This is a genomic window from Streptomyces sp. NPDC048270 (genome assembly GCF_040652335.1).
In the GTDB taxonomy this organism is placed as follows: domain Bacteria; phylum Actinomycetota; class Actinomycetes; order Streptomycetales; family Streptomycetaceae; genus Streptomyces.
Genome location: NZ_JBEZLV010000025.1, coordinates 66410 through 90803, shown reverse-complemented (window position 1 = coordinate 90803; position 24394 = coordinate 66410). Strand labels below are relative to the sequence as shown.

At 75.7% G+C, this 24394-nt stretch carries 17 protein-coding genes; 7 read left to right on the top strand and 10 right to left on the bottom strand.

From position 1 onward, the window contains the following. Positions 1–46 precede the first annotated feature (46 nt). From AB0D66_RS22640 to AB0D66_RS22615, 6 genes are all read right to left on the bottom strand, one after another. Positions 47–1219, bottom strand: a complete 1173-nt coding sequence (locus AB0D66_RS22640; protein WP_362306295.1) for a hypothetical protein — start codon at positions 1217–1219, stop codon at positions 47–49. Between the two features lie 90 nt (positions 1220–1309). Further along, entirely contained in the window at positions 1310–1681 is a 372-nt protein-coding gene (locus tag AB0D66_RS22635) for a hypothetical protein (protein WP_362306292.1), read from the bottom strand. Between the two features lie 98 nt (positions 1682–1779). Then, positions 1780–3747: a GAF domain-containing protein gene (locus tag AB0D66_RS22630; protein WP_362306289.1), complete on the bottom strand. Its 1968-nt coding sequence runs from the start codon at positions 3745–3747 to the stop codon at positions 1780–1782. Between the two features lie 72 nt (positions 3748–3819). Next, positions 3820–5244, bottom strand: coding sequence for an MFS transporter (locus tag AB0D66_RS22625; protein ID WP_362306286.1), 1425 nt, complete (start codon positions 5242–5244; stop codon positions 3820–3822). Positions 5245–5310: 66 nt separating this feature from the next. Next, complete coding sequence (locus AB0D66_RS22620) at positions 5311–6096, bottom strand: 3-hydroxybutyrate dehydrogenase (protein WP_362306283.1); 786 nt, start codon at positions 6094–6096, stop codon at positions 5311–5313. Positions 6097–6324: 228 nt separating this feature from the next. After that, entirely contained in the window at positions 6325–11166 is a 4842-nt protein-coding gene (locus AB0D66_RS22615) for a hypothetical protein (protein ID WP_362306280.1), read from the bottom strand. Between the two features lie 153 nt (positions 11167–11319). Here AB0D66_RS22615 and AB0D66_RS22610 point away from each other — a divergent pair, with 153 nt between their 5' ends. Continuing rightward, on the top strand, positions 11320–11499 hold the full coding sequence (locus AB0D66_RS22610; protein WP_361758929.1) for a hypothetical protein: 180 nt from the start codon (positions 11320–11322) through the stop codon (positions 11497–11499). 15 nt (positions 11500–11514) lie between these two features. Here the strand turns inward: AB0D66_RS22610 and AB0D66_RS22605 are convergent, their stop codons facing one another. Beyond that, a complete protein-coding gene (locus AB0D66_RS22605; RefSeq protein WP_362306272.1) occupies positions 11515–11943 on the bottom strand; it encodes a nuclear transport factor 2 family protein in 429 nt (142 codons plus the stop codon). Positions 11944–12030: 87 nt separating this feature from the next. Here AB0D66_RS22605 and AB0D66_RS22600 point away from each other — a divergent pair, with 87 nt between their 5' ends. Both AB0D66_RS22600 and AB0D66_RS22595 read left to right on the top strand, forming a co-directional pair. Then, positions 12031–12606, top strand: coding sequence for a PadR family transcriptional regulator (locus tag AB0D66_RS22600; RefSeq protein ID WP_362306269.1), 576 nt, complete (start codon positions 12031–12033; stop codon positions 12604–12606). Continuing rightward, positions 12603–13376 (top strand): SGNH/GDSL hydrolase family protein, encoded by a 774-nt coding sequence (locus AB0D66_RS22595; RefSeq protein ID WP_362306266.1) that lies wholly within the window; start codon positions 12603–12605, stop codon positions 13374–13376. Before AB0D66_RS22600 ends, AB0D66_RS22595 begins: the two co-directional genes overlap by 4 nt. On the opposite strand, the gene AB0D66_RS22590 is transcribed toward AB0D66_RS22595, so the two are convergent. Then, positions 13373–16657 (bottom strand): amidohydrolase family protein, encoded by a 3285-nt coding sequence (locus tag AB0D66_RS22590; protein ID WP_362306263.1) that lies wholly within the window; start codon positions 16655–16657, stop codon positions 13373–13375. The genes AB0D66_RS22595 and AB0D66_RS22590 overlap by 4 nt on opposite strands. Before the next feature lie 566 nt (positions 16658–17223). On the opposite strand from AB0D66_RS22590, the gene AB0D66_RS22585 reads away from it, so the two are divergent. Continuing rightward, complete coding sequence (locus AB0D66_RS22585) at positions 17224–18876, top strand: hypothetical protein (protein ID WP_362306276.1); 1653 nt, start codon at positions 17224–17226, stop codon at positions 18874–18876. A 62-nt stretch (positions 18877–18938) separates the two neighbouring features. Continuing rightward, complete coding sequence (locus tag AB0D66_RS22580; RefSeq protein ID WP_361758929.1) at positions 18939–19118, top strand: hypothetical protein; 180 nt, start codon at positions 18939–18941, stop codon at positions 19116–19118. 15 nt (positions 19119–19133) lie between these two features. Here the strand turns inward: AB0D66_RS22580 and AB0D66_RS22575 are convergent, their stop codons facing one another. After that, a complete protein-coding gene (locus AB0D66_RS22575) occupies positions 19134–19562 on the bottom strand; it encodes a nuclear transport factor 2 family protein (RefSeq protein WP_362306272.1) in 429 nt (142 codons plus the stop codon). A gap of 87 nt (positions 19563–19649) precedes the next feature. Here AB0D66_RS22575 and AB0D66_RS22570 point away from each other — a divergent pair, with 87 nt between their 5' ends. Both AB0D66_RS22570 and AB0D66_RS22565 read left to right on the top strand, forming a co-directional pair. After that, positions 19650–20225: a PadR family transcriptional regulator gene (locus tag AB0D66_RS22570; RefSeq protein WP_362306269.1), complete on the top strand. Its 576-nt coding sequence runs from the start codon at positions 19650–19652 to the stop codon at positions 20223–20225. After that, positions 20222–20995: an SGNH/GDSL hydrolase family protein gene (locus tag AB0D66_RS22565; RefSeq protein WP_362306266.1), complete on the top strand. Its 774-nt coding sequence runs from the start codon at positions 20222–20224 to the stop codon at positions 20993–20995. The genes AB0D66_RS22570 and AB0D66_RS22565 overlap by 4 nt, the downstream gene beginning before the upstream one ends. Here AB0D66_RS22565 and AB0D66_RS22560 read toward each other — a convergent pair. After that, entirely contained in the window at positions 20992–24276 is a 3285-nt protein-coding gene (locus AB0D66_RS22560) for an amidohydrolase family protein (RefSeq protein WP_362306263.1), read from the bottom strand. The genes AB0D66_RS22565 and AB0D66_RS22560 overlap by 4 nt on opposite strands. Positions 24277–24394 lie beyond the last annotated feature (118 nt).

Here is a 24394-nt window from a genome sequence, read left to right as displayed (position 1 = left end):
CGCCCGTGCGGGGGCGGCGCGGGGCTCGAAGGGGCGGCGCCGGTCCTCAGCCCTCGTAGTTGGTCAGGACGCAGCCCTCGACCTGGGACTTCTCCAGCCGGTAGCCCGCCGGGGCGCTGAATCCCGGCGCGCAGTTCAAGGTCAGGAACTGGAGCTGGTAGAGGCCGTGCCGGATCGAGGCGCTGTTGGTCTCCACGGCGATGTTCTCGCCGACCAGCAGCCGGCTGGCGGTGGCCTTCAGGCGGCCGTCGTCCTTCAGGTCGGCCTGCTGGGCGGCCTTCGCCTTGGTCTGCAGCAGTTTCATGTCGCGCACGAGGTCGAGCCAGTTCAGGTCGTGGGCCCGCCGGTCCCCCGCCAGGTCCCCGCAGATCGCGCGTTCCTTGATCCCCCACGCCAGCTGGTCCCCCGCCACGACCGGCGTGTAGTCGATGGACTCGACGGCGACCGCGTCGGGAGCGGTGGACATGTTCGTGCAGTCGACGGTGTGCGGGTGCACGAGCTTCTTCAGCTCGCCGAGGTTCTCGGCCCGGGGCAGGCCGAGGCTGCCCTGCGCCGGCTGCCCCGGCTTGGCCGGCGCCCCGCCCGCGGCCGGATCCTCCTGCGGGGTCTCGAAGTTCGGGCTGCCGCTGCCGTCCGTGCTCCCGACGAAGTCGCTGAGCACGCAGCCCTCGACCAGCGCCTTCTCCTTCTTGTACCCCTCGGGCACGGCGAAGGTCGGGTTGCAGGTGAGGATGCGCAGGTCCGACGTGGCCAGGGCCAGGGCCGTCTTGGTCTCGGTCGGCGTGACGGCGAAGTGCCGGCCCACGAACACCCGGCTGTTCAGGCCGTACGTCCCGTTGCCCCCGGCGATCTTGTCCATGACGCGCTGCTTGTAGCCCGCCTGGAACTCCTTCATGTCCGAGGCCGTGTAGAAGACGATCTCGCCGCGCTCGGTGCGGTCGGTGCACACCCCGCGCTCGGTCACCGACCACGTGCCGACCGTCGCGAGGTCGGTCAGCGGCAGCCTGCTGTCGCCGGTCTCGGTGCCCATCTCCTCGCACGACGCGTACCGCTGGACGTACTTCTGCGCCTCGGCCAGCGAGGAGGGCGCCGGCGCCGACGGGCCTGCGACGCCCGGCGGCACCGTCGCCGACCGGCCGGGCTGGGCGTCCTCGCAGGCCGCGAGGGTGGTGAGGGAGGCGAGGAGAACGGCTGCGGTGAGGGTCCGCTTGATGCGCATGGGGTGCTTTCGTCGGGCTGGGCACGCGAGATTCGTGTGGCGTGCACATGCTAGGCAGCAACACCGCTGTCGATCAAAGCCGTTCCCCGCTCAGCGGCGCAGCGCCGCGGCCGCTCCCACGATGACGGTACCGACCGAGCAGGTGAGCATGACGGCCCGCAGCCTGCTCGCGTTCCCGCTGGTGATGGCGGTCTGGAGCCGGTCCAGCAGCCGCCCTTCCTCGCCGTCCTGGCCGCCACCCCCGCCACCCCCGTCGTCGCCGTCGCCCCCGTCGTCGCCGTCGCCCCCGTCGTCGCCGTCCCGGCCGGACGCCTCGTCGTGCCCCGGCTCCTCCGGGGCAGCGGGCGCGGGGCTCCGGCGCAGGAGCGCGCAGTGGACGCAGGCGGCGCGGTCACCGTCGGTGGCGTCGAGCCAGTACGCGCCGTCGAGCACCGCGTACGTCTCTGGGGTGGTGGCTTCCATGTCTCTGCAACTGCCGCACGAGCGGGTCGGGTACGAGCCGGATGGCGGTCGCAACCGAATCGGTATCAGCGGGTTCGCGCACGTCCGCGGGCCGCGGCCTACGGCGGGGCCTGCCCCGGGAGCCGGGGCGGCGGTCCCGCCGGGATGCCGTCCGGCGCTCCGCCGGGCGCCGACACCTGGTGGATGCGCAGGGCCAGTTGGAGTTCCAGTGCCCGCTCCGGAAGGTGCCAGTCACGGCCCAGGAGCCGACCGATGCGGTCCAGGCGCTGCACCACCGTGTTGACGTGGACGTGGAGCGCCGCCCGGGTCTTGGCCTGGCTCATGCCGAGCGCGAAGTAGGTCCGCAGGGTGTGGGTGAGGTCGGTGCCGCGCTTCTCGTCGTAGTCCAGCAGCGGGCCCAGGGTCTGCCGTACGTAGCCGCCCAGGTCCGTCTGCTCGCCCAGCAGGAGGCCGACGAAGCCCAGGTCCGCGAGGGCGGCCCCGGTCCCCCGGCGGCCCAGGGCGTGCAGGGCCGCCAGGCAGCGGCGCGCCTGCGCGTACGCCTCGGCGAATTCCGGCGGGCCGGTCACCGGACGTCCCGCCGCCCCGACGGTGACCGGGGCGGCCGCCGCCTGGCCCAGTTCGGCCGCGAGGGCGGCGGCGCGGGCACTGGGGTCGTCGGAGGGGCAGATGAGGACCACGTCGTCGTGGTGCTGACCGGCCAGCCCCTTGCGCGCCCGCGCGGTGCGTGCCGCCGCGGCCAGCAGCCGCGGGCGGGGAACGGTGTCGGCGTGCAGGACGAACACCGCGTGCGGCTGGCCCAGGTTCACGCCGAGGCGGCGGGCCCGGGCCGACAGGCCGGCCGGGTCGGCGGCCCGGGTGAGCAGGTCGCCCAGCAGTTCGCCCCGTACGCGGTCCTCGGTCTCGGCGACCGAGCGGCGCAGGAGCAGCAGCAGGGCGGTGACGACGCTGGCCCGTTCGAAGAGCCTGCGGTCGGCGTCGTCGAGGTCGGGGCGGCCGGTCAGGGCGATGCTGCCGAGGAGTTCGTGTCCGGCCAGGACCGCGCACACCCAGGTGCCCTGGACCGGGACCGCGCGGCCGCCCGCCCGGGAGGCGGCCACGGCCTGCGGCGGCGGGGGCTGCGGGTCCGCGCCCGCCCGGGCGAGTTCGGTTCCGTCGGCGTCGTGGATGAGCGTGCCGCCCTGCAGGACGGTGCCGATGGCGGTGGCCACCTCCGTGATGCCCGCCCCGCGCAGCACCAGGTCGGTCAGCCGGTCGTGGGCGTCCTCGGCGCGCCGCATGGCCCGGCTGTGGGCCTCGATCGTCTGGGAGGCCGCGTTGAGGTCGACCAGTGCGGTACGGGTCTCCTCGAGGAGCCGGGCGCTGTCGATGGCGATGGCGGCGTGGTCGGCGAGCGAGGCCAGCAGGGCGACCTCGTCCGGTGTGAAGGCCCGGGCGGTGCGGTCGGCGGCGTACAGGACCCCGATCACGCGGGTGCCCAGGCGCAGCGGCACCCCGAGGATGGCCCGCAGGCCCTCTTCCGCGACGGCGCTGTCGATGGTGGCGGTGTGCTTGAACCGCGGGTCGTCGCGGTAGTCGCCGGTGGTGTAGGGGCGGGCCGTCTCGGCGACCAGGCCGCCCAGGCCCTCCCCCATGCCCAGGCGCACCTGCTGGAAGGCGGCGGAGACGGAGCCGTCGGTCACCCGCATGTAGGTGTCGCCGGCCTCGTCGTCGTTGAGGGACAGGTAGGTGACGTCCGTACCGAGGAGGAGTTTGGCCCGGTGGACGATGGCCCGCAGGACGGCGTCGGGGTCGCGCAGCGCCGCGAGGTCTCCGGCGGTGTCGAAGAGGGCGGCCAGTTCGGCCTCGCGGCGGCGGTGCTGGCTGAGCGTGCGGCGGATGGCGAGTGCGACCTGGGTGGCCTCGGCCATCTCCTGTGCCCGCGCCGGGGAGAGGCCCGTCTGCCGGGCGGCCTCGGCCGGCTCCGCGAAGCGTTCGGCGGGCGCGCCCTCGGCGAGCAGGTCCAGCAGCCGGCGCAGGACGGTCCACGCCTGGCCGTCGCCGGGGCTCTTCGCGGTGGTGGGCATGTGGGCTCTCCGTGGTACGGGGCCGGCCGCCGCCGCTGACGACGGGGCGGCGGCCGGCGGTGCGGTGCCTTGCTAGGTGCCGGGGGACGTCAGCTCGGCGTCGGCCCCGGCCCGGCGGCCGCCGGGGACCGGGGCCGGGGCCCCGCCGTACGGCCCGGCCAGGTTACGCCCGCGCGTCTCCCGGGCGGCGAGGACGGTCGCGCTCGTGATGAGCGCGGCCGCCGCGAGGTAGATCGAGATCGGGAGCGAGGAGCCGTAGTCGTCGAGCAGGGCCACCGCGATGATCGGGGCGAGGGCGCCGCCGATGATGGAGGCGAGCTGGGATCCCATCGAGGCGCCGGAGTAGCGGACCTTGGTGTCGAACATCTCGGAGATGAAGGCCGCCTGGGGTCCGTACATCGCGCCGTGGAAGAGCAGCCCGATCGTGACGGCGGCGGCGATGGCCGGGAAGGACTTGGAGTCGAGCATCGCGAAGAAGGCGAAGGCCCAGCCAGTCATGCCGAGCGAGCCGATGAGCGTGACCGGGCGGCGGCCGATGCGGTCGGACAGCGCGCCCCACAGCGGGATGGTGACGAAGTGGACGGCCGAGCCGATCAGCACGGCGTTCAGGCCGTCGCTCTTGGACAGGCCCAGGTGGGTGGTCACGTAGACGAGCAGGAAGGCCGTGATGACGTAGTACGAGATGTTCTCGCCGAGGCGGGTGCCGATCGCGGTGAGGACACCCCGCCAGTTCGTGCGGAACACCTCCACGACGGGCGGCTTCTGCGCGCCCGCGGTGCCCGCGGCGGCCTGTGCGGCGGCCTTGGCCTGCGCTTCGAGGAAGAGCGGGGTCTCGGAGACCGACACCCTGATCCACAGGCCGATCACCACGAGCACGCCGGAGAGCAGGAAGGGTATCCGCCAGCCCCAGGCGAGGAAGGCCTCGTCGGACTGGACGGCGGCCAGCAGGGCGAGGACGCCGGTGGCGAGCAGGTTGCCGCCGGGGGCGCCGGCCTGGGGCCAGGAGGCCCAGAAGCCGCGGTTCTTGTCGTCGCCGTGCTCGGAGACCAGCAGGACCGCGCCGCCCCACTCGCCGCCGAGGGCGAAGCCCTGGATCAGGCGCAGTACGGTCAGCAGGATCGGTGCGCCGACGCCGATGCTCGCGTGGGTGGGCAGCAGGCCCATGGCGAAGGTGGCGCCGCCCATCATGAGGAGGCTGAGCACGAGGAGCTTCTTGCGGCCGATCTTGTCCCCGTAGTGGCCGAAGACCAGGCCGCCGAGCGGGCGGGCCGCGAACCCGATCGCGTAGGTGAGGAACGCCAGGAGGGTGCCGACGAGCGGTTCGCTGCTGGGGAAGAACAGCTTGTTGAAGACGAGCGCGGCGGCGGAGCCGTAGAGGAAGAAGTCGTACCACTCGATGGTGGTGCCGATGAGGCTGGCGCTGATGACGCGGCCGATGCCGCCGGCCGGCCGGGACGTCGGGGATGCCGGTGATGTCGGAGATGTCTGGGATGGCATGGCGGGGATACCCACTTCTCGGCTGGGGACGGGAGGGGAACGGGAGGGCAGGGGTGCGGGGCGGGTTCAGGCGGCGGTCCAGCCGCCGTCCAGGGGGATCGAGGCGCCGGTGACGTAGCCGGTGTGGGGTCCGCAGAGCCATACGGCGACGGCGGCGACCTCCTCCGGCTCGATCAGCCGCTTGACGGCGGAGCGGGCGAGCATCACCTCGCCGACGACCTGGTCGGCGTCGATGCCGTGAGCGGCGGCCTGGGCCGCGATCTGCCGCTCCACCAGGGGCGTGCGCACATAGCCAGGGTTGACGCAGTTGCTGGTGATGCCGTGCGGGGCGCCTTCGAGGGCGGCGACCTTGCTCAGCCCCTCCAGGGCGTGCTTCGCCGTCACGTACCCGGCCTTGAACGCGCTGGCCCGCAGGCCGTGGACGCTGGAGATGTTGACGACCCGGCCCCAGCCCCGCTCCCGCATGTGCGGCAGGGTCTGGCGGAGCAGCAGGAACGGGGCGTGGACCATCACCTTCTGGATGAGTTCGAAGCGGTCCGGGGGGAACTCGGTCAGCGGCGCCACGTGCTGGAGGCCCGCGTTGTTGACCAGGATGTCGATGTCGGCCGGCAGCCCCTGCACGAGCTCGCCGCGGGCCAGGTCCACGACGTGCGGGGTGCCTCCGGTCTGCCGGGCGACGGAAGTGGCCGCCTCGGCGTCGATGTCCACGACGTGGACGTGGGCCCCGGCGGCGGCGAGGGCCGTGGCGCAGGCGCGCCCGATACCGCTGCCGGCCCCGGTCACCATGGCGGTGCGGCCCGCGAGGGCGGCCCCGGCTGTCCCGTCGAACGCGGGAGTGATTCCGCTTGTCATGGCCGGAATCATCCGCGACGGCCCCGGGCCGCTCCCATGTGTGGGCCCGCCACACTCCGGCCGGGGGATGTGTGGCACACCGCCAGTGGCCAAGCGGGCGGCCCGGCTGCGGGTGGCCGGATCCGCTGCGCGTGCATCTGCCGCGTGTGCCGTGGGCGCCGGCCCCGGCCGGAGGACGGCACCTGACGGCGCACGTGCTGCGCGTACGCCGCCGGGCCCGGCCCCGGGTCAGCCTCCGCCGGCCCGCGCCCAGGCCGACGCGAACAGTTCGTGCGCCGGGACCGGCGGCAGGAGGCGGATGAACGGGCCCTGGAACTCCGAGGTGTCGGCGGACACCCCGTGGGCGGGGAGCTTGGCGGCCTCCAGGGGCGGGTGGGGGGCCTTGAACTCCGCCCACGGGCCCGGCGCGAAGGCCGTCCGCCCCGCGCGGGCCCGCTTGCCGGTGTGGACCGCGCCCGCCGCCGCCAGTTCCGCCTGGGCCGCCTTGTGGCGGGCTGGGGTCCAGCCGTTCCACCGGCGGACGCCCCGGTCCGTGGGCCGGGCCAGGGCCAGGAGCTGGAGGTGGAGGGCGGCGGCGTCCGCGCCGACCCCGAGGGTGCGCGCGACCTCGGCGACCAGCTCCGGGACGCTCGAGGCCGGGTTCAGCTCGTAGCCGCCCGGCGGCACGGGCGTCGAGGCGGCGCGGGCGACCATCCGGGCCAGTCCCCCGCCGCACACGGCCTCGATCCGCCGGACGGCCTCCAGCACCCCGGGCAGGCCCAGTTCGCCGCAGAGCCGCACGGCGCGCTCCACCCGCTGCGGATCGGCCAGGGCGGCCGGGCGCAGGTACACCTCACGGCCCGGCGACGCGACCACGAACAGCCCGTCGTCATAGGCCGCGGACGGCTCGGTGCCCTCCCGGTAGGGCGGCTCCGGGCAGGGCAGCACGCTGCCCGCGTACGGGAGGAAGGCCGGGTCGTGGACCGCGGCGCGCCCCAGCGCGGCGTTCCAGCACAGCGGGATCAGCGTCCGCGGGTCGTCCAGCCGCGCCCGCAGGGTGCCGTACAGGGCGGCGGCGGCCCGCGTCGCCGGATCGCCGACCGGACGCTCCGTCAGCGCCCAGGCCACGACGGACGCGGGCTCGGCGGGGAAGGGCCCGGCGGGGCCCACCCGCCGGCCGGCGCTGCCGTCCGGCCCGGCGTGGTGCAGGTCGAGTCCGCCGCTCCGGTTGCCCACCAGGACGTACCCGGCGCCGTCGGGGGTCCCGGCGGCCGCGGCTCCTTCCCGGTCCTCGGCGCCCCCGGCCGCGGCGCCCCCGTCCTCGGCGACCCCGGCCTCGGCGCCCCCGGCCGCGAGCACGCGGGCCCAGCCGTCCCCCAGGCCCAGATCGGCCTCCAGCGCGCTCGCGAGCTCCTCGTCCACGTACGGGGTGGTGCCGAGCCGCTCCGCCCAGGCCGCGGCCATCCGTTCGGCCGCCGCGCTCACCGCGCCCTCCTCCCACAGCCCGGCCGGGTCCTCGGGCATGCCCGCCGCGAGCACCGCGCGCCGCCCGGCGTCGCCCAGGCGGTGGCAGAAGTCGTCGTACTGGCGGGCCATGGCCTGGTCGGCCCGGTACGGGGCCGCGCGCAGCAGCTTCAGGTGCTCGTCGTGGTCCGCCCGCCGGGGCAGCCCGCCGAGCACCAGGGCGGCGATGGCGCGCCGGACCCCCGTACGCCGCGAGAACAGGTCCAGCGCCTCGGCGGGCGGCGCGAGCGGTCCCCGCTCGGCCACCAGCCGCAGCAGCCGCGGCAGCCGCGCCGCGTCGTCCCGCGCGATGACGACGACCTCGAAGCCGGCCTCCCCGGCCCCGGCTGACGGGGCGGCACCAGCCGCCAAGGCGGTCCCCGGCGGCGCATCGGAACCGGACACCGGCCCGGCTCCGGACCCCGGCCCGGCCCCCCTCGTCCGGCCAGGCCGGGGCGACGGCCCGGCGCCAGGCGCCCGGCCGGCTCCGGACGCCGGCTCGGCCTGCGGCGACGCGCCGGCCGCGGGCTGTACGAAGCGGGCCAGGCCGCCGCGTTCGGGGCCGGAGGCCACCGGGCTCCCCGCCGCCCGGCAGCGCGCCAGCGCGGCCTCGGGCGACCGGCCGGTGCGCCACCGGCTGTCGGGCTCCGCGTACGGCTGGCCGCTCCAGGTCTCCAGCAGCGCGGCCAGGGCCGCACGGTCCGCCTCGGCGGTGGTGGCGACGGCGGCCCGCCAGGCCACCGCGTCGATCCCGCCCAGGAGCGCGGCCCATTCGGCCGGGGCGGCGGGCGGTGCCAGCCGGCGCGTCTCGTCGTCGATCTCGCCCCGCAGGTGGCGGCCGTCCGCGGCGAGCGCCGTCAGGGTGGCGGGATGCGGCCCGGGCACGTACGCGGAGTACGGCCGGACCTCGGGCAGCAGGCCGCCGAGCGCGGGGGCCAAGGCGGTGTCCGCGACGGCGGCGGCGAGCCGCACCACCGGTCCGGACCGCATGATGCCGACGCGGCGGGACAGTTCCTCGCGCCGCCGCCGCACATCGGCGGCGAGCAGCGCGGCGCGGACGACGCCGGCGACCACCCGCGGCTCGGTCACCTCGGGCAGCGCCCGGGCGATCACGGCGCGCACGCCCGCTTCGCCCCCCGCGTCGAGGAGGGCCCGCACGGCCCCGTCGCCGATCGCGCGCAGCGCCTTGGAGGACGGCTCGTCGCGGGTGGCGAGGAAGTGCCAGTAGGCGGGCGGCGGGACCGGGCCCGCGCTGTGGGAGGAGGGCCGGTCGCGGGAGGAGCGGTCGGGGCCGTGGAGGCCGTGCACCTCCCACAGCAGGGAGCCGTCCTCGGCGGCGTGGCAGCGGATGGCCGCCTCGCCCGCGAGCACGGCGTCCTCGCCGCCCTGGGGCATCCGCACGATGCCCCAGGGGCGGCGGCCCGGGCGTCTGCTGCGGTAGCGGGCGCGGCGGCCGTCGATCCCCTCCAGCAGGAAATCGGTCGGCGAGGGCCCCGCGTACGGCGTGCGGTACAGCACCCGGCAGCCCGTCAGCCGCCCGTCCTGGCCCAGCGGCGAGGCGGGTGCGCCCTCCGGCAGGGCCGCCAGGGTCAACTGGTCCCGGAACAGCGCCGTTCCGGGCGGCACCTCGGCCGTGCGGTGCCACTCGGGCAGCGTGGGCCCCGCCGCGCGGACTCCGGTGACGGGGTCGACGCGGGCCCAGTCGTCCCCCGAGGCGAAGACCTCGGAGCTCCAGATGCCGGCGCCGTCGCCCATCTGCTGGTCGTGGTGCCGGATGCCTTCGCGGCCGCCGGGCCGCAGGACCCCCTCGCCGTCGTGCCTGCCCCGGCCGTCCGCACTCTCGAACTGGTAACCCAGCCCGCCCTGGATGCTGTTGAGGTACGGACGCAGCCCCCGCGCGTGCTCCGGCCGGAACACCTCGTCGGGGCTGCCGGTCCAGTGGGCGTGGGTGGCGAAGGGGCTCTCGGGGTCCGTGGTCCAGCCCACCAGAAACTGGCCGCCCGCGAAGTGGACCGTGTGGTGCGCGGACTCCTCGGGCAGCCGCAACCCGTGGGCCGCGCGCACGCCCGAGGGGTCGACGGCTACGGCGTGCCCCCGGCCGTAGAGGGTCAGGACGGGCCAGGTGCAGGTGACGCCCGCGAGCTCGCCGGGCGCGAAGCCGGCCAGAGCCGCGTCCAGGGCCGGCCAGCCCAGCTCCTCGGGCAGTCCGGCGCGCAGGGTGCGCGCGAGCGGGCCCGTCAGGTCGAGGGCGGCCAGCACCTCCTCGATGCCGTCCAGGGCCGTGGCCGTCGGCCGGTCCAGCAGGTCGCGCAGTTCGCCGACGGCCTCGTCCGCCGCGGCCAGTCCGCCGCCCGCGAGCGCGCCGGCCAGGCTCTCGATCCTGGTGTGCACCTCGGCGGCGATGCCCGGGTTCGCCGGGAGCCGGGTGATCGCCGTGCCCGCGCCGCGCAGTCCGGCGTGCACGGTGCCCTCCAGGCGCGGCCCGAACACCGGGTCCGCCGCGAGGGCCTTGAGGTCGCGCCGCGACCGCGCGCCCCAGAAATGGAGCCGGACCGTCTCGCCCGGGTCCTCCACCGCGATCCGTTCGGCGAGGCAGAGGTCCAGCAGGTCCGCGTCCAGGCCGGGCCGGTGGTAGCGGTCCTCGTGCAGCCGGACCGGCTGTCCGGCCGCGCGCAGCAGGGGCGCGAACCGGGCCGCGAGGTCGAGCAGTTCGGGGGGCGTCGGCTGCCGGGACACGCCCCCGTACGGCTCCTTGCGGTGGGAGTAGGCGCGGGTGTAGCGCCCCAGCCAGGCGGCGGGGCCGCCCTCCGGAGTGATCCGCCCGGCGGCCGCCGCGTCGGCCGCGCCCGAGCGCAGCAGGAGGCGCAGCCAGGCAGCCGCGTCGTTCCGCGACTCCGGGAACACCTCCAGCAGCCGGGCGTTCGCCCCGTCGTCCTGCGGGTGGTCGGCCAGCAGCGCGGCGGCCGCGTCGAGCAGGGTGTCCGGTACGGCCTTCCCGCGCGCCGCGCCGATCAGGGCGGCCAGCACCCGCGCCTCCTCGGCCGGGCCGAGCCCGGCGGCGCGCGCCGAAGCGCGCACCCTGCGGGCCAGGTCGGCGGGCGGCTCCCCGGGCGAGGCCGCCCAGGCGGTGAGGACCCGTACGTACTCCGCGTGCGCGTCGGCGGGGTCCAGCTCCGCGGCCAGCCATGCCTGATGGCCGCGGAGCTCCTTGGCGGGCAGGGCGCCGGAGCGGGCGAGCAGCAGCACGTTCCCCCGGCGCCAGGCGGGGTCCACGGGCAGGGTGTGCTCCCGCTCGGCGGCGCGGGCCAGGGTGTACGCGCGGCCGGCGGCCTTCGGGGCCCAGGAGGCGAGCCGGTGGGCCATCGTGTCCCAGAACCAGGGCAGATGGGCCGGCGGCAGCCCTCGGGAGAGGTGCGCCATCCCGTCCAGGGCGCGGCCCGCCTTCGGGTACGCGCGCGACACGCGCTCGCGCACGTCGGCGAGCAGGCCGGCCGCGGCGGCTCCCGCGCCCGGGTCGTGGGCGCGCACCCAGTCGGCGTACGCCTCCGACCTGTGGGGTTCCGACGGAAGGGGGACGGGAAGGTTCACGCCTCCGATCCTGCCAGGCGGCGCCGACAGCGCCGCCACGGATTCCCACGAGAACGGTTTGTGCGTACTCGTGGGTATCGCGACCCGATAGCGCCGGGATTTGATACTTCTGGACCAGTCCGTGCGCACACTGCCCGCGGGAAGGACGTGACCATGCTCGATTTTCTGCGCCCCAAGACCGTTGTCTGCCCGTACTGCCGGGCCACCGACAAGGAAGGGGTCGCACGGACCCTGAGCGCCGTGGCGGGCTCGCTGTCGGTGACCTGGCACACGGCGGCCTGCCCGCACTACGCCGCCGACCTCATCCTCGCCGACGGCGAGAAGAGGCCTTAGGGGCCGGCCCGGGGGTCAGGCGGCGGGGTCGGGGACCAGCCCGTCGGCCACCAGGCCGGCCAGGACCGCCTGCCCCAGGGCCTGCACGGCGGACTGCGGGCGGACCATCACGGTGAACTCCTTGACCCGGCCCGACTCGTCGAATTGGAGCAGGTCGATCCCGTGGATCTGCCTGCCGTCGACCACGGCCCGGAAGGGCAGGATCGCCGAGGGGGCCTCCGTGCCGTCGGCGCCGGTCTCGGCCGTGCCCTCCAGGGAGCCGACGTAGCGGAGGTCCTCGAACACGCGCAGCAGGACGCCGAAGAGTCCCAGCACCATCGGCTTCCCCTCGAACGGGGTGAACTTCACCGGGCTGTACAACCGGATGTCCTCGGTGAACAGGTCGTCCAGCGCGGTGAGATCGCGCTTCTCCACGGCTGCGCGGAAGCGTTCGGCAGTCTCCATGCCCACTCCTCATACTCAAGAATGTGACTAGTCACTTTCTTGAGTATGATGCACCGGACGGACGAGGCGAGGGAAGGGGCTGCCGCGATGGCCTTGCGACATGCCGTGCTGGCGGCGCTGCTCGAAGGCGAGTTCAGCGGCTACCAGCTGGCCAAGGTGTTCGACGTCAGCGTCGCGAACTTCTGGCACGCGCTCCCCCAGCAGCTGTACGCGGAGCTGGCCAAGCTGGAGAAGGAGGGCCTGGTGGCGGGCCGGCAGGTGGTCCAGGAGACCCGGCCCAACAAGCGCCTCTTCCACGTCACCGACGCCGGACGCGCCGTGCTGGAGGAGTTCGCGGCGGCCGCGGCCAAGCCCTCGGTCATCCGCGACGACCTGCTCGTCAAGGTGCAGACCGCCGACCTGATCGGCACCCGGCCGGTGATCGAACAGCTCGAAGCCCGGGCACTCGCCGCCGAGGCCAAGATCGAGCTGCTCGACTCCCTGCTGCGGCGGATGCGCGGCGACGCGGACGAGGCGGAGTTCCTGCGGAGCGGCGAGCGGATCGGCGGCTACCTGACGTGCCTGCGCGGGGTGGCGTTCGAACAGGGGCACCGCGACTGGTGCCTGCGGACCGCGGCCGTCCTGAGGGCACGGCTGACCGGAGGAAAGGACGGCGACTCATGACGAACGGCGCGTACCTGCGCTACGTCGCCCTGGGCGACAGCCAGACCGAGGGCATAGGCGACGGCGACGACACCACCGGACTGCGGGGCTTCGCCGACCGGTTCGCCGAACACCTCGCGGCCGCCGGCCCCGGGCTCACCTACGCGAACCTCGCCGTGCGCGGGCGCCTGGCCGGCCAGGTCCGCGCCGAGCAGCTGGCGCCCGCCCTGGCCCTCGGCCCCGACCTGGCGACCGTCGTCGCCGGGGTCAACGACCTGCTCCGGCCCCGGTTCGACGCCGACGAGGTGGCCGGGCACCTCGAGGAGATGTTCGCCGCGCTCACGGCGGCCGGGGCCCACGTGGTGACCGTGACCGTCCCCGACCTGGGGGAGATCGCGCCGCTGGCCCGGCCGCTCGCCCCGCGCGTGGCCGCCCTCAACGACCGGGTCCGCGCCGCGGCCGCCCGGCAGGGGGTCACGGTCGCCGAGATAGCCGCGCAGCCCGTCGCCACCGACCCGCGGCTGTGGACCGCCGACCGCCTCCACGTCAGCGCCCTCGGCCACGCGCGGATCGCCGCGGCCCTCGCCGAGGCCGTCCGCCTCCCCGGCAGCGACGACTCCTGGACCCTCCCCCTGCCGCCCCGGGCCATGCCCGGCCGCCTGCGGGCCGCCGGCGCCGAACTGCGCTGGGTGGCCGGGTTCCTCGGCCCGTGGATCGGCCGCCGCCTGAGCGGCCGCTCCTCCGGCGACGGCCGCACCGCCAAGCGCCCCGTACTCCTGCCGCTCGGCTAGCCGGCGTCCGTACAGCAGCCGTCGCGGAGCATCTGGCGCAGGACGGTGCTCCAGTCCGTCGGGGGCCGCGCGGGGGCGCGCAGCGCACCGGGGGCGTCGGGCCCGGTGAAGGCCCGTTCCAGCACACCGCGTTCGCCCACGATCCCGCCGCGCACGGTCGCCCGTACCCGGACCAGGTCGGCGAAATCGGTGAAGGGGTCGCCGTCCACGACGGTGAGGTCGGCGATCCGGCCGGCCTCGACCGTGCCGAGGTGGTCGGCCACGCCGAAGACGCGGGCCGGGGTGCGGGTGACGGTGGTCAGCGCCTGCGCCGGGGACAGGCCGTACCGGTGCAGGGCGCGCAGGGCCAGGTGGAGGTGCAGGCCGACCGGGGTGAGCGGGGCGTCGGTGCCGAGCGCCAGGCGGCCGCCGCCCGCCAGGAGCCGCCGGTAGGTGGCGACTTCCCGTTCCAGGGCCTCGCTCTGCTCCGCGGTCGGCGGCTGGGCGGCGGCGGCCCGGACGGCCTCCACGTCCCAGGGCGGCATCAGCGCGGTGACCCGGGGGTCGGCGGCGAGCGCCGGATCGGCGCCGATCAGGGGCAGGGCGGTGAAGGGCGTGGCGATGAGGTCGAAGCCGCCGCGGGTGTAGACCTCCAGGGTGTCCTGGTGGGTGTGGCCCGCCGGGGTGGCGCCGTGGCCGTACTCGGCGCGCTCGGTCGCCACCAGGTGCGTGGTCAGGTCCTGCCCGGCCTGCACGCCGGGGGCGCACAGGTGCGAACCGGCGAGTACCCCGAGCCGTTCGTGGGCGAACCGGGCCGCCTCCTCCATCAGCGCGTACGGGGCCCGGACATAGGTCTTGACGAAGTCCCAGTCCAGCGCCTCCCCCCGGGCCAGCGAGCGGGCGAACCCCGCACGGGTGCGGTGGGCGCGGCCCATGCTGTAGGCGACCCGGGAGCCGTCGAGGAGCTCGCCGCCGGCCAGCAGCCGGGGCCCGGTGAGCCGGCCGGCCCGGATGTCCTCGCGCAGCCGGGCCTGTTCGTGGGCGGAGCCGCCGAGGGAGACAGCGGTGGTGACCCCGTACGCGAGGTGCAGCAGGCCCTGGCGGGCTCCGTAGGTGTAGGGGTACGGGTGGACGTGCGCGTCCCACAGGCCCGGCAGGACCGTGCCGGTGGAGGCGTCGACGCGGCGCGCGGCGCGCCGGCCCGGCCGGTGGGGCTCAACGGCGGTGATCCGGCCGCCGCTGATCAGGATGTCGGCGTCGGCGCGGGGCGGTGAGCCGGTGGCGTCCCACAGCAGTCCGGCGTGCACGACGGTGTCGACGGGGGTGGGTCGGCGGTGGTCCAGGGAGAGCGGCACGGTCCGGGGGCCGGCGGCGGGTGCGCCGGCGCCGTCCAGGGTGAGCAGGCGCAGCCGCGCGCCGCACTGGTAGAGGAGGGTGCGGGAGTCGGCGGACCACGAGGGGTGGTCGGCGGGCTCCTCGGTGAGCGGGCGGGCCGGGCCGGCGGGGCTGCCGTCGGGGGCGACGGGCAGCAGCCACAGGGCCGACTCGCTGACGCAGGCCAGGAACCGGCCGTCGGGCGACCAGACGGGGCCGGAGGCATAGCGGTCCGAGAGCGAGGCGTGCGGGGCGAGCGCGTGGAGGCGGGCGGAACCGGTGGCGGTGTCGACGATCCGGATGAGGTTGTAGCCCTCGCGGAAGCGGCGGCTGAGGCGGTTGCGGTCGCACAGGGCGAGGTACCGCCCGTCCGGCGACCAGCTGGGCGGGCCGGGCAGGCCGCCGCCCCCGAGGGCGGCGGCCAGCGGGGTCTCCGTGCCGGTCGCGAGTTCGCGGACGAGGAGCCGCCCGGCGAGGTCCAGGCACGCGAGCCGCCGGCCGTCCGGCGAGAGGGCCCCGTAGACGCGGCCGCCCGCGGCGAGGACGCTCTCGCGGCCGTCGTCGAGTTCCCTGCGGCGTACGGTGTTCAGCCCCTCGCGGTCGTCCGTGTAGACCAGGGCGCGGCCGTCCGGGGTCCACACCGGCCCCTGGACGTACGCCGTGGCGGGGGCCTGGACGATCCTGCGCGGCGCGCCGCCGGCGACGGGCGCGACCCACAGCGCGTTGAGCGCGGCGAAGGCCACGCTGCGGCCGTCGGGGGACAGGCACGGCAGGTGGATGCCGCGTACCGGGCGGCTGCGCTCGGCCTCCAGGACGTACTCCTTGAACCGGCGCCGGGGGCGGGGCACTTCGAGGGTGGCGTCGAGGGGGACCACCCGGCCGGCGGTGTCCCGGTCGGGGTCGATCACCCGGAACCGGCCGTCGAGGGTGAGCAGCAGGCGGTCGTCGCCGATCCAGCGCGGGGGTGCGGGGGCGAGGTCGCCGTCGAGGGCGACCCGGCGGCCGTCCACGTACAGGCTGAGGTGCTCGGCCCGGCGGGGGCCCGGGGCGGCGGACAGCCAGGCGGTGCGCCCGGCCGGGGAGAGCGCCGGAGTGCGCAGGCTGCCTTCGCCGGCGGTGTGCTCGGTCCGTACGGGGCCGCGGCCGTCGGCGGCTACGGAGGCGAGGGTGCGGGCGGTCAGGGTTTCGCCGGTGAGCGTGCCCCGGACGAACAGCACGCGCGATCCGTCCGGCGACCAGGCGGGGTCGAAGTCCTCCCATTCGCCCTCCCGGCCCTCCCCGCCCTCCCGGCCCTCCCCGCCGTCCCGGCCCTCCCCGCCGTCCTGCCCGGGTCCGGACTGACCCGGCAGGCCCGTCAGGCGGCGCAGTCGGCCGTCGGCGACCTCGACGGTCCAGATCCGGTACGGAGCGCCCGCCACCGGATCGCCGCCGCGTTCGGAGCAGAAGGCGAGGATGCGGCCGTCGGGGGACCAGGCGGGGGCGCGGTGGTCGAACGGGCCGTCGGTGAGCGGGCGCAGGCCCGAGCCGTCGGCGCGCATCACCCAGATGTGGAAGGTGCCGCCGCGGTAGGCGCTCATCGCCACCTGGCGGCCGTCCGGGGAGAAGACGGGCCGGCCGGGCTCCAGGTCGGGCGGGGTGAGCGGGGTCGCCGGGGATCCGTCCGCGGGGAGGGACCACAGGATGTTCTGCACTTCGGCGATGACCCGGTCCCCGGTGGCGGTCGCGGTCGCCGCGCCGTTGGTGGCGCGGGTGAAGCGCAGCCGGACCAGCTCGCCGGCCGGGGATCCGGGGGCGGCGGCGCGTTGTGCCGCCGCGGCCGAGGGGGCGGCGGGGCCCTGTTCCGCCGCGGCCGCCGGGGGGCGGCCCGCCAGCGCCGCCAGGGCGCCGGCCGAAGCCGCCTGCAGAACCGTCCTGCGCGCAATCCGCATGCCGCCCACTCGCCTCACGTATCGGTCGATGGCCGCCCGCCACCCGTCAGCCCCTCAAACGATCACGGCCCCGCCGCGGCAACGGGCCGCCGCCGTCCGCCATCGGCTGGCCAGGGCGGCCATGCCCCGTGATGACGACGCCGCAGACATCACGGCCTGGGCCGCGTCCCCGAACTCCTCCCCGGTCTTGAGCACCAGGGGGTTGCGGGCGGTTCCTCACGGGTCGTAACGGAGGCAATTCGACAGGTAGTTATTGGGTGAATACCTGACTGAATTCCCGTCAACAAGACTCCGGTTTATATCTCGATTTGATAACGACTCCCCCTCGAAGGCCTGGACCAATCATCTGCAACGCGCGTAACTGCCCTTGTTTTATTGATTATTGATGGTTCGTCAAATTCAACCGACAGGTAACGGAACGATTTCTCGGACCGCACCCCTCTTTGTCCGAATTCTCCGGCGTATTCGTCTGGCAGGCTTCCGCGCACCCAGTGTTCCGATCTCGATTTGAGGTGCCCATGCCAGGACGACGCAGACGGCCCGAACACCGCCGCAAACCGCGGCGGTTGATACTCCTCACCGCCGCCATGGCCACGGCGGCGGTGATCGCCGGAGGCATCGCGTACTCCGGCAGCGGCGACGGGGCCCAGGCCGCGGCCCCCGCCGAGGCCGCCGCGGCGGAAGCCGCGGCGCCGGCGGCCGCACCCGCCCGCGACCAGGATCCGGAGCCCATCGCGAGCGCGCCCGCCAACGAGAGCGCCCGCGGCATGGTCTACGACGGCCTCGAGGCCGCGCCGAAGGGCGACAAGTGCGTCGGCGTCTACCGCACCGGCGCCGGCCACTGCACCCACGGCCCCGACGCCCCGCCCAAGGGCGTCGACATCACCAAGGACATCGCGCCCGCCGTCAAGGCCTCGGCCCCCGCGGCCGATCCCGCCAAGCCCGCGACCGACGACCCGGCGAGCACGGAAGGCGGCGGGCGTCCTCAGGACGCGCCCGCCGCCGACGCCGCCGCGGCCTCCGCGAAGGCGCCCGCCCCCGCCGCGCCGGCCGCCGGCGGCCAGGCCGTCGCCGCCGGCCCCGCGGGCCAGACCGTCCAGTGCGACGGCGACGGCAGCACCGGCAACCGCGTCCAGGTGGTCTACGTCCACGCTCCCGGCCGCGACCGCTACTCCGAGTACGTCGCCTCGTTCCGCAAATGGGCGGCCGACGCCGACCTCATCTACGCGGCGAGCGCCAAGGAGACCGGCGGAGTCCGGCACATCCGCTACGTGACGGCCGCCGACTGCACCCCCACGGTGCTCAACATCGAGCTCCCGGCCTCGGCGCTGTCCGAGTTCAGCGCGACCAACGCCGCGCTCGCCGCCAAGGGGCTCGACCGCCGCGACCGCAAGTACATGATCTTCGCCGACAGCCAGGTCTACTGCGGCATCGGCACCTTCAACGGCGACGAGCGTCCCGGCCAGGCCAACCTGAGCAACTTCGGCCCCTCCTACGGCCGTACGGACTCCGGCTGCTGGGGCGGGCACACCGCCGCGCACGAACTCGGCCACAACCTGGGCGCGGTCAACAACAGCGCCCCGAACACCAGCCGCGGCGCGCACTGCACCGACGAGTTCGACGTCATGTGCTACTCGGACACGCCGTACTACCCGCAGATGCGCAACATCTGCACCAACCAGGCCTCCGAGAACATCCTGGACTGCAACCACGACGACTACTTCCACACCAGCCCGAAGGCGGGCAGCTACCTCGCCACGCACTGGAACATCGCCGACAACCAGTTCCTGATGCGCGCCAAGGGGGGGTCCACGGGCAGGGTGTGCTCCCGCTCGGCGGCGCGGGCCAGGGTGTACGCGCGGCCGGCGGCCTTCGGGGCCCAGGAGGCGAGCCGGTGGGCCATCGTGTCCCAGAACCAGGGCAGATGGGCCGGCGGCAGCCCTCGGGAGAGGTGCGCCATCCCGTCCAGGGCGCGGCCCGCCTTCGGGTACGCGCGCGACACGCGCTCGCGCACGTCGGCGAGCAGGCCGGCCGCGGCGGCTCCCGCGCCCGGGTCGTGGGCGCGCACCCAGTCGGCGTACGCCTCCGACCTGTGGGGTTCCGACGGAAGGGGGACGGGAAGGTTCACGCCACCGATCCTGCCAGGCGGCCCCGACAGCGCCGCCACGGATTCCCACGAGAACGGTTTGTGCGTACTCGTGGGTATCGCGACCCGATAGCGCCGGGATTTGATACTTCTGGACCAGTCCGTGCGCACACTGCCCGCGGGAAGGACGTGACCATGCTCGATTTTCTGCGCCCCAAGACCGTTGTCTGCCCGTACTGCCGGGCCACCGACAAGGAAGGGGTCGCACGGACCCTGAGCGCCGTGGCGGGCTCGCTGTCGGTGACCTGGCACACGGCGGCCTGCCCGCACTACGCCGCCGACCTCATCCTCGCCGACGGCGAGAAGAGGCCTTAGGGGCCGGCCCGGGGGTCAGGCGGCGGGGTCGGGGACCAGCCCGTCGGCCACCAGGCCGGCCAGGACCGCCTGCCCCAGGGCCTGCACGGCGGACTGCGGGCGGACCATCACGGTGAACTCCTTGACCCGGCCCGACTCGTCGAATTGGAGCAGGTCGATCCCGTGGATCTGCCTGCCGTCGACCACGGCCCGGAAGGGCAGGATCGCCGAGGGGGCCTCCGTGCCGTCGGCGCCGGTCTCGGCCGTGCCCTCCAGGGAGCCGACGTAGCGGAGGTCCTCGAACACGCGCAGCAGGACGCCGAAGAGTCCCAGCACCATCGGCTTCCCCTCGAACGGGGTGAACTTCACCGGGCTGTACAACCGGATGTCCTCGGTGAACAGGTCGTCCAGCGCGGTGAGATCGCGCTTCTCCACGGCTGCGCGGAAGCGTTCGGCAGTCTCCATGCCCACTCCTCATACTCAAGAATGTGACTAGTCACTTTCTTGAGTATGATGCACCGGACGGACGAGGCGAGGGAAGGGGCTGCCGCGATGGCCTTGCGACATGCCGTGCTGGCGGCGCTGCTCGAAGGCGAGTTCAGCGGCTACCAGCTGGCCAAGGTGTTCGACGTCAGCGTCGCGAACTTCTGGCACGCGCTCCCCCAGCAGCTGTACGCGGAGCTGGCCAAGCTGGAGAAGGAGGGCCTGGTGGCGGGCCGGCAGGTGGTCCAGGAGACCCGGCCCAACAAGCGCCTCTTCCACGTCACCGACGCCGGACGCGCCGTGCTGGAGGAGTTCGCGGCGGCCGCGGCCAAGCCCTCGGTCATCCGCGACGACCTGCTCGTCAAGGTGCAGACCGCCGACCTGATCGGCACCCGGCCGGTGATCGAACAGCTCGAAGCCCGGGCACTCGCCGCCGAGGCCAAGATCGAGCTGCTCGACTCCCTGCTGCGGCGGATGCGCGGCGACGCGGACGAGGCGGAGTTCCTGCGGAGCGGCGAGCGGATCGGCGGCTACCTGACGTGCCTGCGCGGGGTGGCGTTCGAACAGGGGCACCGCGACTGGTGCCTGCGGACCGCGGCCGTCCTGAGGGCACGGCTGACCGGAGGAAAGGACGGCGACTCATGACGAACGGCGCGTACCTGCGCTACGTCGCCCTGGGCGACAGCCAGACCGAGGGCATAGGCGACGGCGACGACACCACCGGACTGCGGGGCTTCGCCGACCGGTTCGCCGAACACCTCGCGGCCGCCGGCCCCGGGCTCACCTACGCGAACCTCGCCGTGCGCGGGCGCCTGGCCGGCCAGGTCCGCGCCGAGCAGCTGGCGCCCGCCCTGGCCCTCGGCCCCGACCTGGCGACCGTCGTCGCCGGGGTCAACGACCTGCTCCGGCCCCGGTTCGACGCCGACGAGGTGGCCGGGCACCTCGAGGAGATGTTCGCCGCGCTCACGGCGGCCGGGGCCCACGTGGTGACCGTGACCGTCCCCGACCTGGGGGAGATCGCGCCGCTGGCCCGGCCGCTCGCCCCGCGCGTGGCCGCCCTCAACGACCGGGTCCGCGCCGCGGCCGCCCGGCAGGGGGTCACGGTCGCCGAGATAGCCGCGCAGCCCGTCGCCACCGACCCGCGGCTGTGGACCGCCGACCGCCTCCACGTCAGCGCCCTCGGCCACGCGCGGATCGCCGCGGCCCTCGCCGAGGCCGTCCGCCTCCCCGGCAGCGACGACTCCTGGACCCTCCCCCTGCCGCCCCGGGCCATGCCCGGCCGCCTGCGGGCCGCCGGCGCCGAACTGCGCTGGGTGGCCGGGTTCCTCGGCCCGTGGATCGGCCGCCGCCTGAGCGGCCGCTCCTCCGGCGACGGCCGCACCGCCAAGCGCCCCGTACTCCTGCCGCTCGGCTAGCCGGCGTCCGTACAGCAGCCGTCGCGGAGCATCTGGCGCAGGACGGTGCTCCAGTCCGTCGGGGGCCGCGCGGGGGCGCGCAGCGCACCGGGGGCGTCGGGCCCGGTGAAGGCCCGTTCCAGCACACCGCGTTCGCCCACGATCCCGCCGCGCACGGTCGCCCGTACCCGGACCAGGTCGGCGAAATCGGTGAAGGGGTCGCCGTCCACGACGGTGAGGTCGGCGATCCGGCCGGCCTCGACCGTGCCGAGGTGGTCGGCCACGCCGAAGACGCGGGCCGGGGTGCGGGTGACGGTGGTCAGCGCCTGCGCCGGGGACAGGCCGTACCGGTGCAGGGCGCGCAGGGCCAGGTGGAGGTGCAGGCCGACCGGGGTGAGCGGGGCGTCGGTGCCGAGCGCCAGGCGGCCGCCGCCCGCCAGGAGCCGCCGGTAGGTGGCGACTTCCCGTTCCAGGGCCTCGCTCTGCTCCGCGGTCGGCGGCTGGGCGGCGGCGGCCCGGACGGCCTCCACGTCCCAGGGCGGCATCAGCGCGGTGACCCGGGGGTCGGCGGCGAGCGCCGGATCGGCGCCGATCAGGGGCAGGGCGGTGAAGGGCGTGGCGATGAGGTCGAAGCCGCCGCGGGTGTAGACCTCCAGGGTGTCCTGGTGGGTGTGGCCCGCCGGGGTGGCGCCGTGGCCGTACTCGGCGCGCTCGGTCGCCACCAGGTGCGTGGTCAGGTCCTGCCCGGCCTGCACGCCGGGGGCGCACAGGTGCGAACCGGCGAGTACCCCGAGCCGTTCGTGGGCGAACCGGGCCGCCTCCTCCATCAGCGCGTACGGGGCCCGGACATAGGTCTTGACGAAGTCCCAGTCCAGCGCCTCCCCCCGGGCCAGCGAGCGGGCGAACCCCGCACGGGTGCGGTGGGCGCGGCCCATGCTGTAGGCGACCCGGGAGCCGTCGAGGAGCTCGCCGCCGGCCAGCAGCCGGGGCCCGGTGAGCCGGCCGGCCCGGATGTCCTCGCGCAGCCGGGCCTGTTCGTGGGCGGAGCCGCCGAGGGAGACAGCGGTGGTGACCCCGTACGCGAGGTGCAGCAGGCCCTGGCGGGCTCCGTAGGTGTAGGGGTACGGGTGGACGTGCGCGTCCCACAGGCCCGGCAGGACCGTGCCGGTGGAGGCGTCGACGCGGCGCGCGGCGCGCCGGCCCGGCCGGTGGGGCTCAACGGCGGTGATCCGGCCGCCGCTGATCAGGATGTCGGCGTCGGCGCGGGGCGGTGAGCCGGTGGCGTCCCACAGCAGTCCGGCGTGCACGACGGTGTCGACGGGGGTGGGTCGGCGGTGGTCCAGGGAGAGCGGCACGGTCCGGGGGCCGGCGGCGGGTGCGCCGGCGCCGTCCAGGGTGAGCAGGCGCAGCCGCGCGCCGCACTGGTAGAGGAGGGTGCGGGAGTCGGCGGACCACGAGGGGTGGTCGGCGGGCTCCTCGGTGAGCGGGCGGGCCGGGCCGGCGGGGCTGCCGTCGGGGGCGACGGGCAGCAGCCACAGGGCCGACTCGCTGACGCAGGCCAGGAACCGGCCGTCGGGCGACCAGACGGGGCCGGAGGCATAGCGGTCCGAGAGCGAGGCGTGCGGGGCGAGCGCGTGGAGGCGGGCGGAACCGGTGGCGGTGTCGACGATCCGGATGAGGTTGTAGCCCTCGCGGAAGCGGCGGCTGAGGCGGTTGCGGTCGCACAGGGCGAGGTACCGCCCGTCCGGCGACCAGCTGGGCGGGCCGGGCAGGCCGCCGCCCCCGAGGGCGGCGGCCAGCGGGGTCTCCGTGCCGGTCGCGAGTTCGCGGACGAGGAGCCGCCCGGCGAGGTCCAGGCACGCGAGCCGCCGGCCGTCCGGCGAGAGGGCCCCGTAGACGCGGCCGCCCGCGGCGAGGACGCTCTCGCGGCCGTCGTCGAGTTCCCTGCGGCGTACGGTGTTCAGCCCCTCGCGGTCGTCCGTGTAGACCAGGGCGCGGCCGTCCGGGGTCCACACCGGCCCCTGGACGTACGCCGTGGCGGGGGCCTGGACGATCCTGCGCGGCGCGCCGCCGGCGACGGGCGCGACCCACAGCGCGTTGAGCGCGGCGAAGGCCACGCTGCGGCCGTCGGGGGACAGGCACGGCAGGTGGATGCCGCGTACCGGGCGGCTGCGCTCGGCCTCCAGGACGTACTCCTTGAACCGGCGCCGGGGGCGGGGCACTTCGAGGGTGGCGTCGAGGGGGACCACCCGGCCGGCGGTGTCCCGGTCGGGGTCGATCACCCGGAACCGGCCGTCGAGGGTGAGCAGCAGGCGGTCGTCGCCGATCCAGCGCGGGGGTGCGGGGGCGAGGTCGCCGTCGAGGGCGACCCGGCGGCCGTCCACGTACAGGCTGAGGTGCTCGGCCCGGCGGGGGCCCGGGGCGGCGGACAGCCAGGCGGTGCGCCCGGCCGGGGAGAGCGCCGGAGTGCGCAGGCTGCCTTCGCCGGCGGTGTGCTCGGTCCGTACGGGGCCGCGGCCGTCGGCGGCTACGGAGGCGAGGGTGCGGGCGGTCAGGGTTTCGCCGGTGAGCGTGCCCCGGACGAACAGCACGCGCGATCCGTCCGGCGACCAGGCGGGGTCGAAGTCCTCCCATTCGCCCTCCCGGCCCTCCCCGCCCTCCCGGCCCTCCCCGCCGTCCCGGCCCTCCCCGCCGTCCTGCCCGGGTCCGGACTGACCCGGCAGGCCCGTCAGGCGGCGCAGTCGGCCGTCGGCGACCTCGACGGTCCAGATCCGGTACGGAGCGCCCGCCACCGGATCGCCGCCGCGTTCGGAGCAGAAGGCGAGGATGCGGCCGTCGGGGGACCAGGCGGGGGCGCGGTGGTCGAACGGGCCGTCGGTGAGCGGGCGCAGGCCCGAGCCGTCGGCGCGCATCACCCAGATGTGGAAGGTGCCGCCGCGGTAGGCGCTCATCGCCACCTGGCGGCCGTCCGGGGAGAAGACGGGCCGGCCGGGCTCCAGGTCGGGCGGGGTGAGCGGGGTCGCCGGGGATCCGTCCGCGGGGAGGGACCACAGGATGTTCTGCACTTCGGCGATGACCCGGTCCCCGGTGGCGGTCGCGGTCGCCGCGCCGTTGGTGGCGCGGGTGAAGCGCAGCCGGACCAGCTCGCCGGCCGGGGATCCGGGGGCGGCGGCGCGTTGTGCCGCCGCGGCCGAGGGGGCGGCGGGGCCCTGTTCCGCCGCGGCCGCCGGGGGGCGGCCCGCCAGCGCCGCCAGGGCGCCGGCCGAAGCCGCCTGCAGAACCGTCCTGCGCGCAATCCGCATGCCGCCCACTCGCCTCACGTATCGGTCGATGGCCGCCCGCCACCCGTCAGCCCCTCAAACGATCACGGCCCCGCCGCGGCAACGGGCCGCCGCCGTCCGCCATCGGCTGGCCAGGGCG

Coding starts and splice junctions, on each gene's coding strand:
- AB0D66_RS22605 (WP_362306272.1), bottom strand. CDS start 11,943: ATGGAGACTGCCGAACGCTTCCGCGCAGCCGTGGAGAAGCGCGATCTC.
- AB0D66_RS22565 (WP_362306266.1), top strand. CDS start 20,222: ATGACGAACGGCGCGTACCTGCGCTACGTCGCCCTGGGCGACAGCCAG.
- AB0D66_RS22570 (WP_362306269.1), top strand. CDS start 19,650: ATGGCCTTGCGACATGCCGTGCTGGCGGCGCTGCTCGAAGGCGAGTTC.
- AB0D66_RS22595 (WP_362306266.1), top strand. CDS start 12,603: ATGACGAACGGCGCGTACCTGCGCTACGTCGCCCTGGGCGACAGCCAG.
- AB0D66_RS22580 (WP_361758929.1), top strand. CDS start 18,939: ATGCTCGATTTTCTGCGCCCCAAGACCGTTGTCTGCCCGTACTGCCGG.
- AB0D66_RS22630 (WP_362306289.1), bottom strand. CDS start 3,747: ATGCCCACCACCGCGAAGAGCCCCGGCGACGGCCAGGCGTGGACCGTC.
- AB0D66_RS22600 (WP_362306269.1), top strand. CDS start 12,031: ATGGCCTTGCGACATGCCGTGCTGGCGGCGCTGCTCGAAGGCGAGTTC.
- AB0D66_RS22640 (WP_362306295.1), bottom strand. CDS start 1,219: ATGCGCATCAAGCGGACCCTCACCGCAGCCGTTCTCCTCGCCTCCCTC.
- AB0D66_RS22590 (WP_362306263.1), bottom strand. CDS start 16,657: ATGCGGATTGCGCGCAGGACGGTTCTGCAGGCGGCTTCGGCCGGCGCC.
- AB0D66_RS22625 (WP_362306286.1), bottom strand. CDS start 5,244: ATGCCATCCCAGACATCTCCGACATCACCGGCATCCCCGACGTCCCGG.
- AB0D66_RS22620 (WP_362306283.1), bottom strand. CDS start 6,096: ATGACAAGCGGAATCACTCCCGCGTTCGACGGGACAGCCGGGGCCGCC.
- AB0D66_RS22575 (WP_362306272.1), bottom strand. CDS start 19,562: ATGGAGACTGCCGAACGCTTCCGCGCAGCCGTGGAGAAGCGCGATCTC.
- AB0D66_RS22560 (WP_362306263.1), bottom strand. CDS start 24,276: ATGCGGATTGCGCGCAGGACGGTTCTGCAGGCGGCTTCGGCCGGCGCC.
- AB0D66_RS22635 (WP_362306292.1), bottom strand. CDS start 1,681: ATGGAAGCCACCACCCCAGAGACGTACGCGGTGCTCGACGGCGCGTAC.
- AB0D66_RS22610 (WP_361758929.1), top strand. CDS start 11,320: ATGCTCGATTTTCTGCGCCCCAAGACCGTTGTCTGCCCGTACTGCCGG.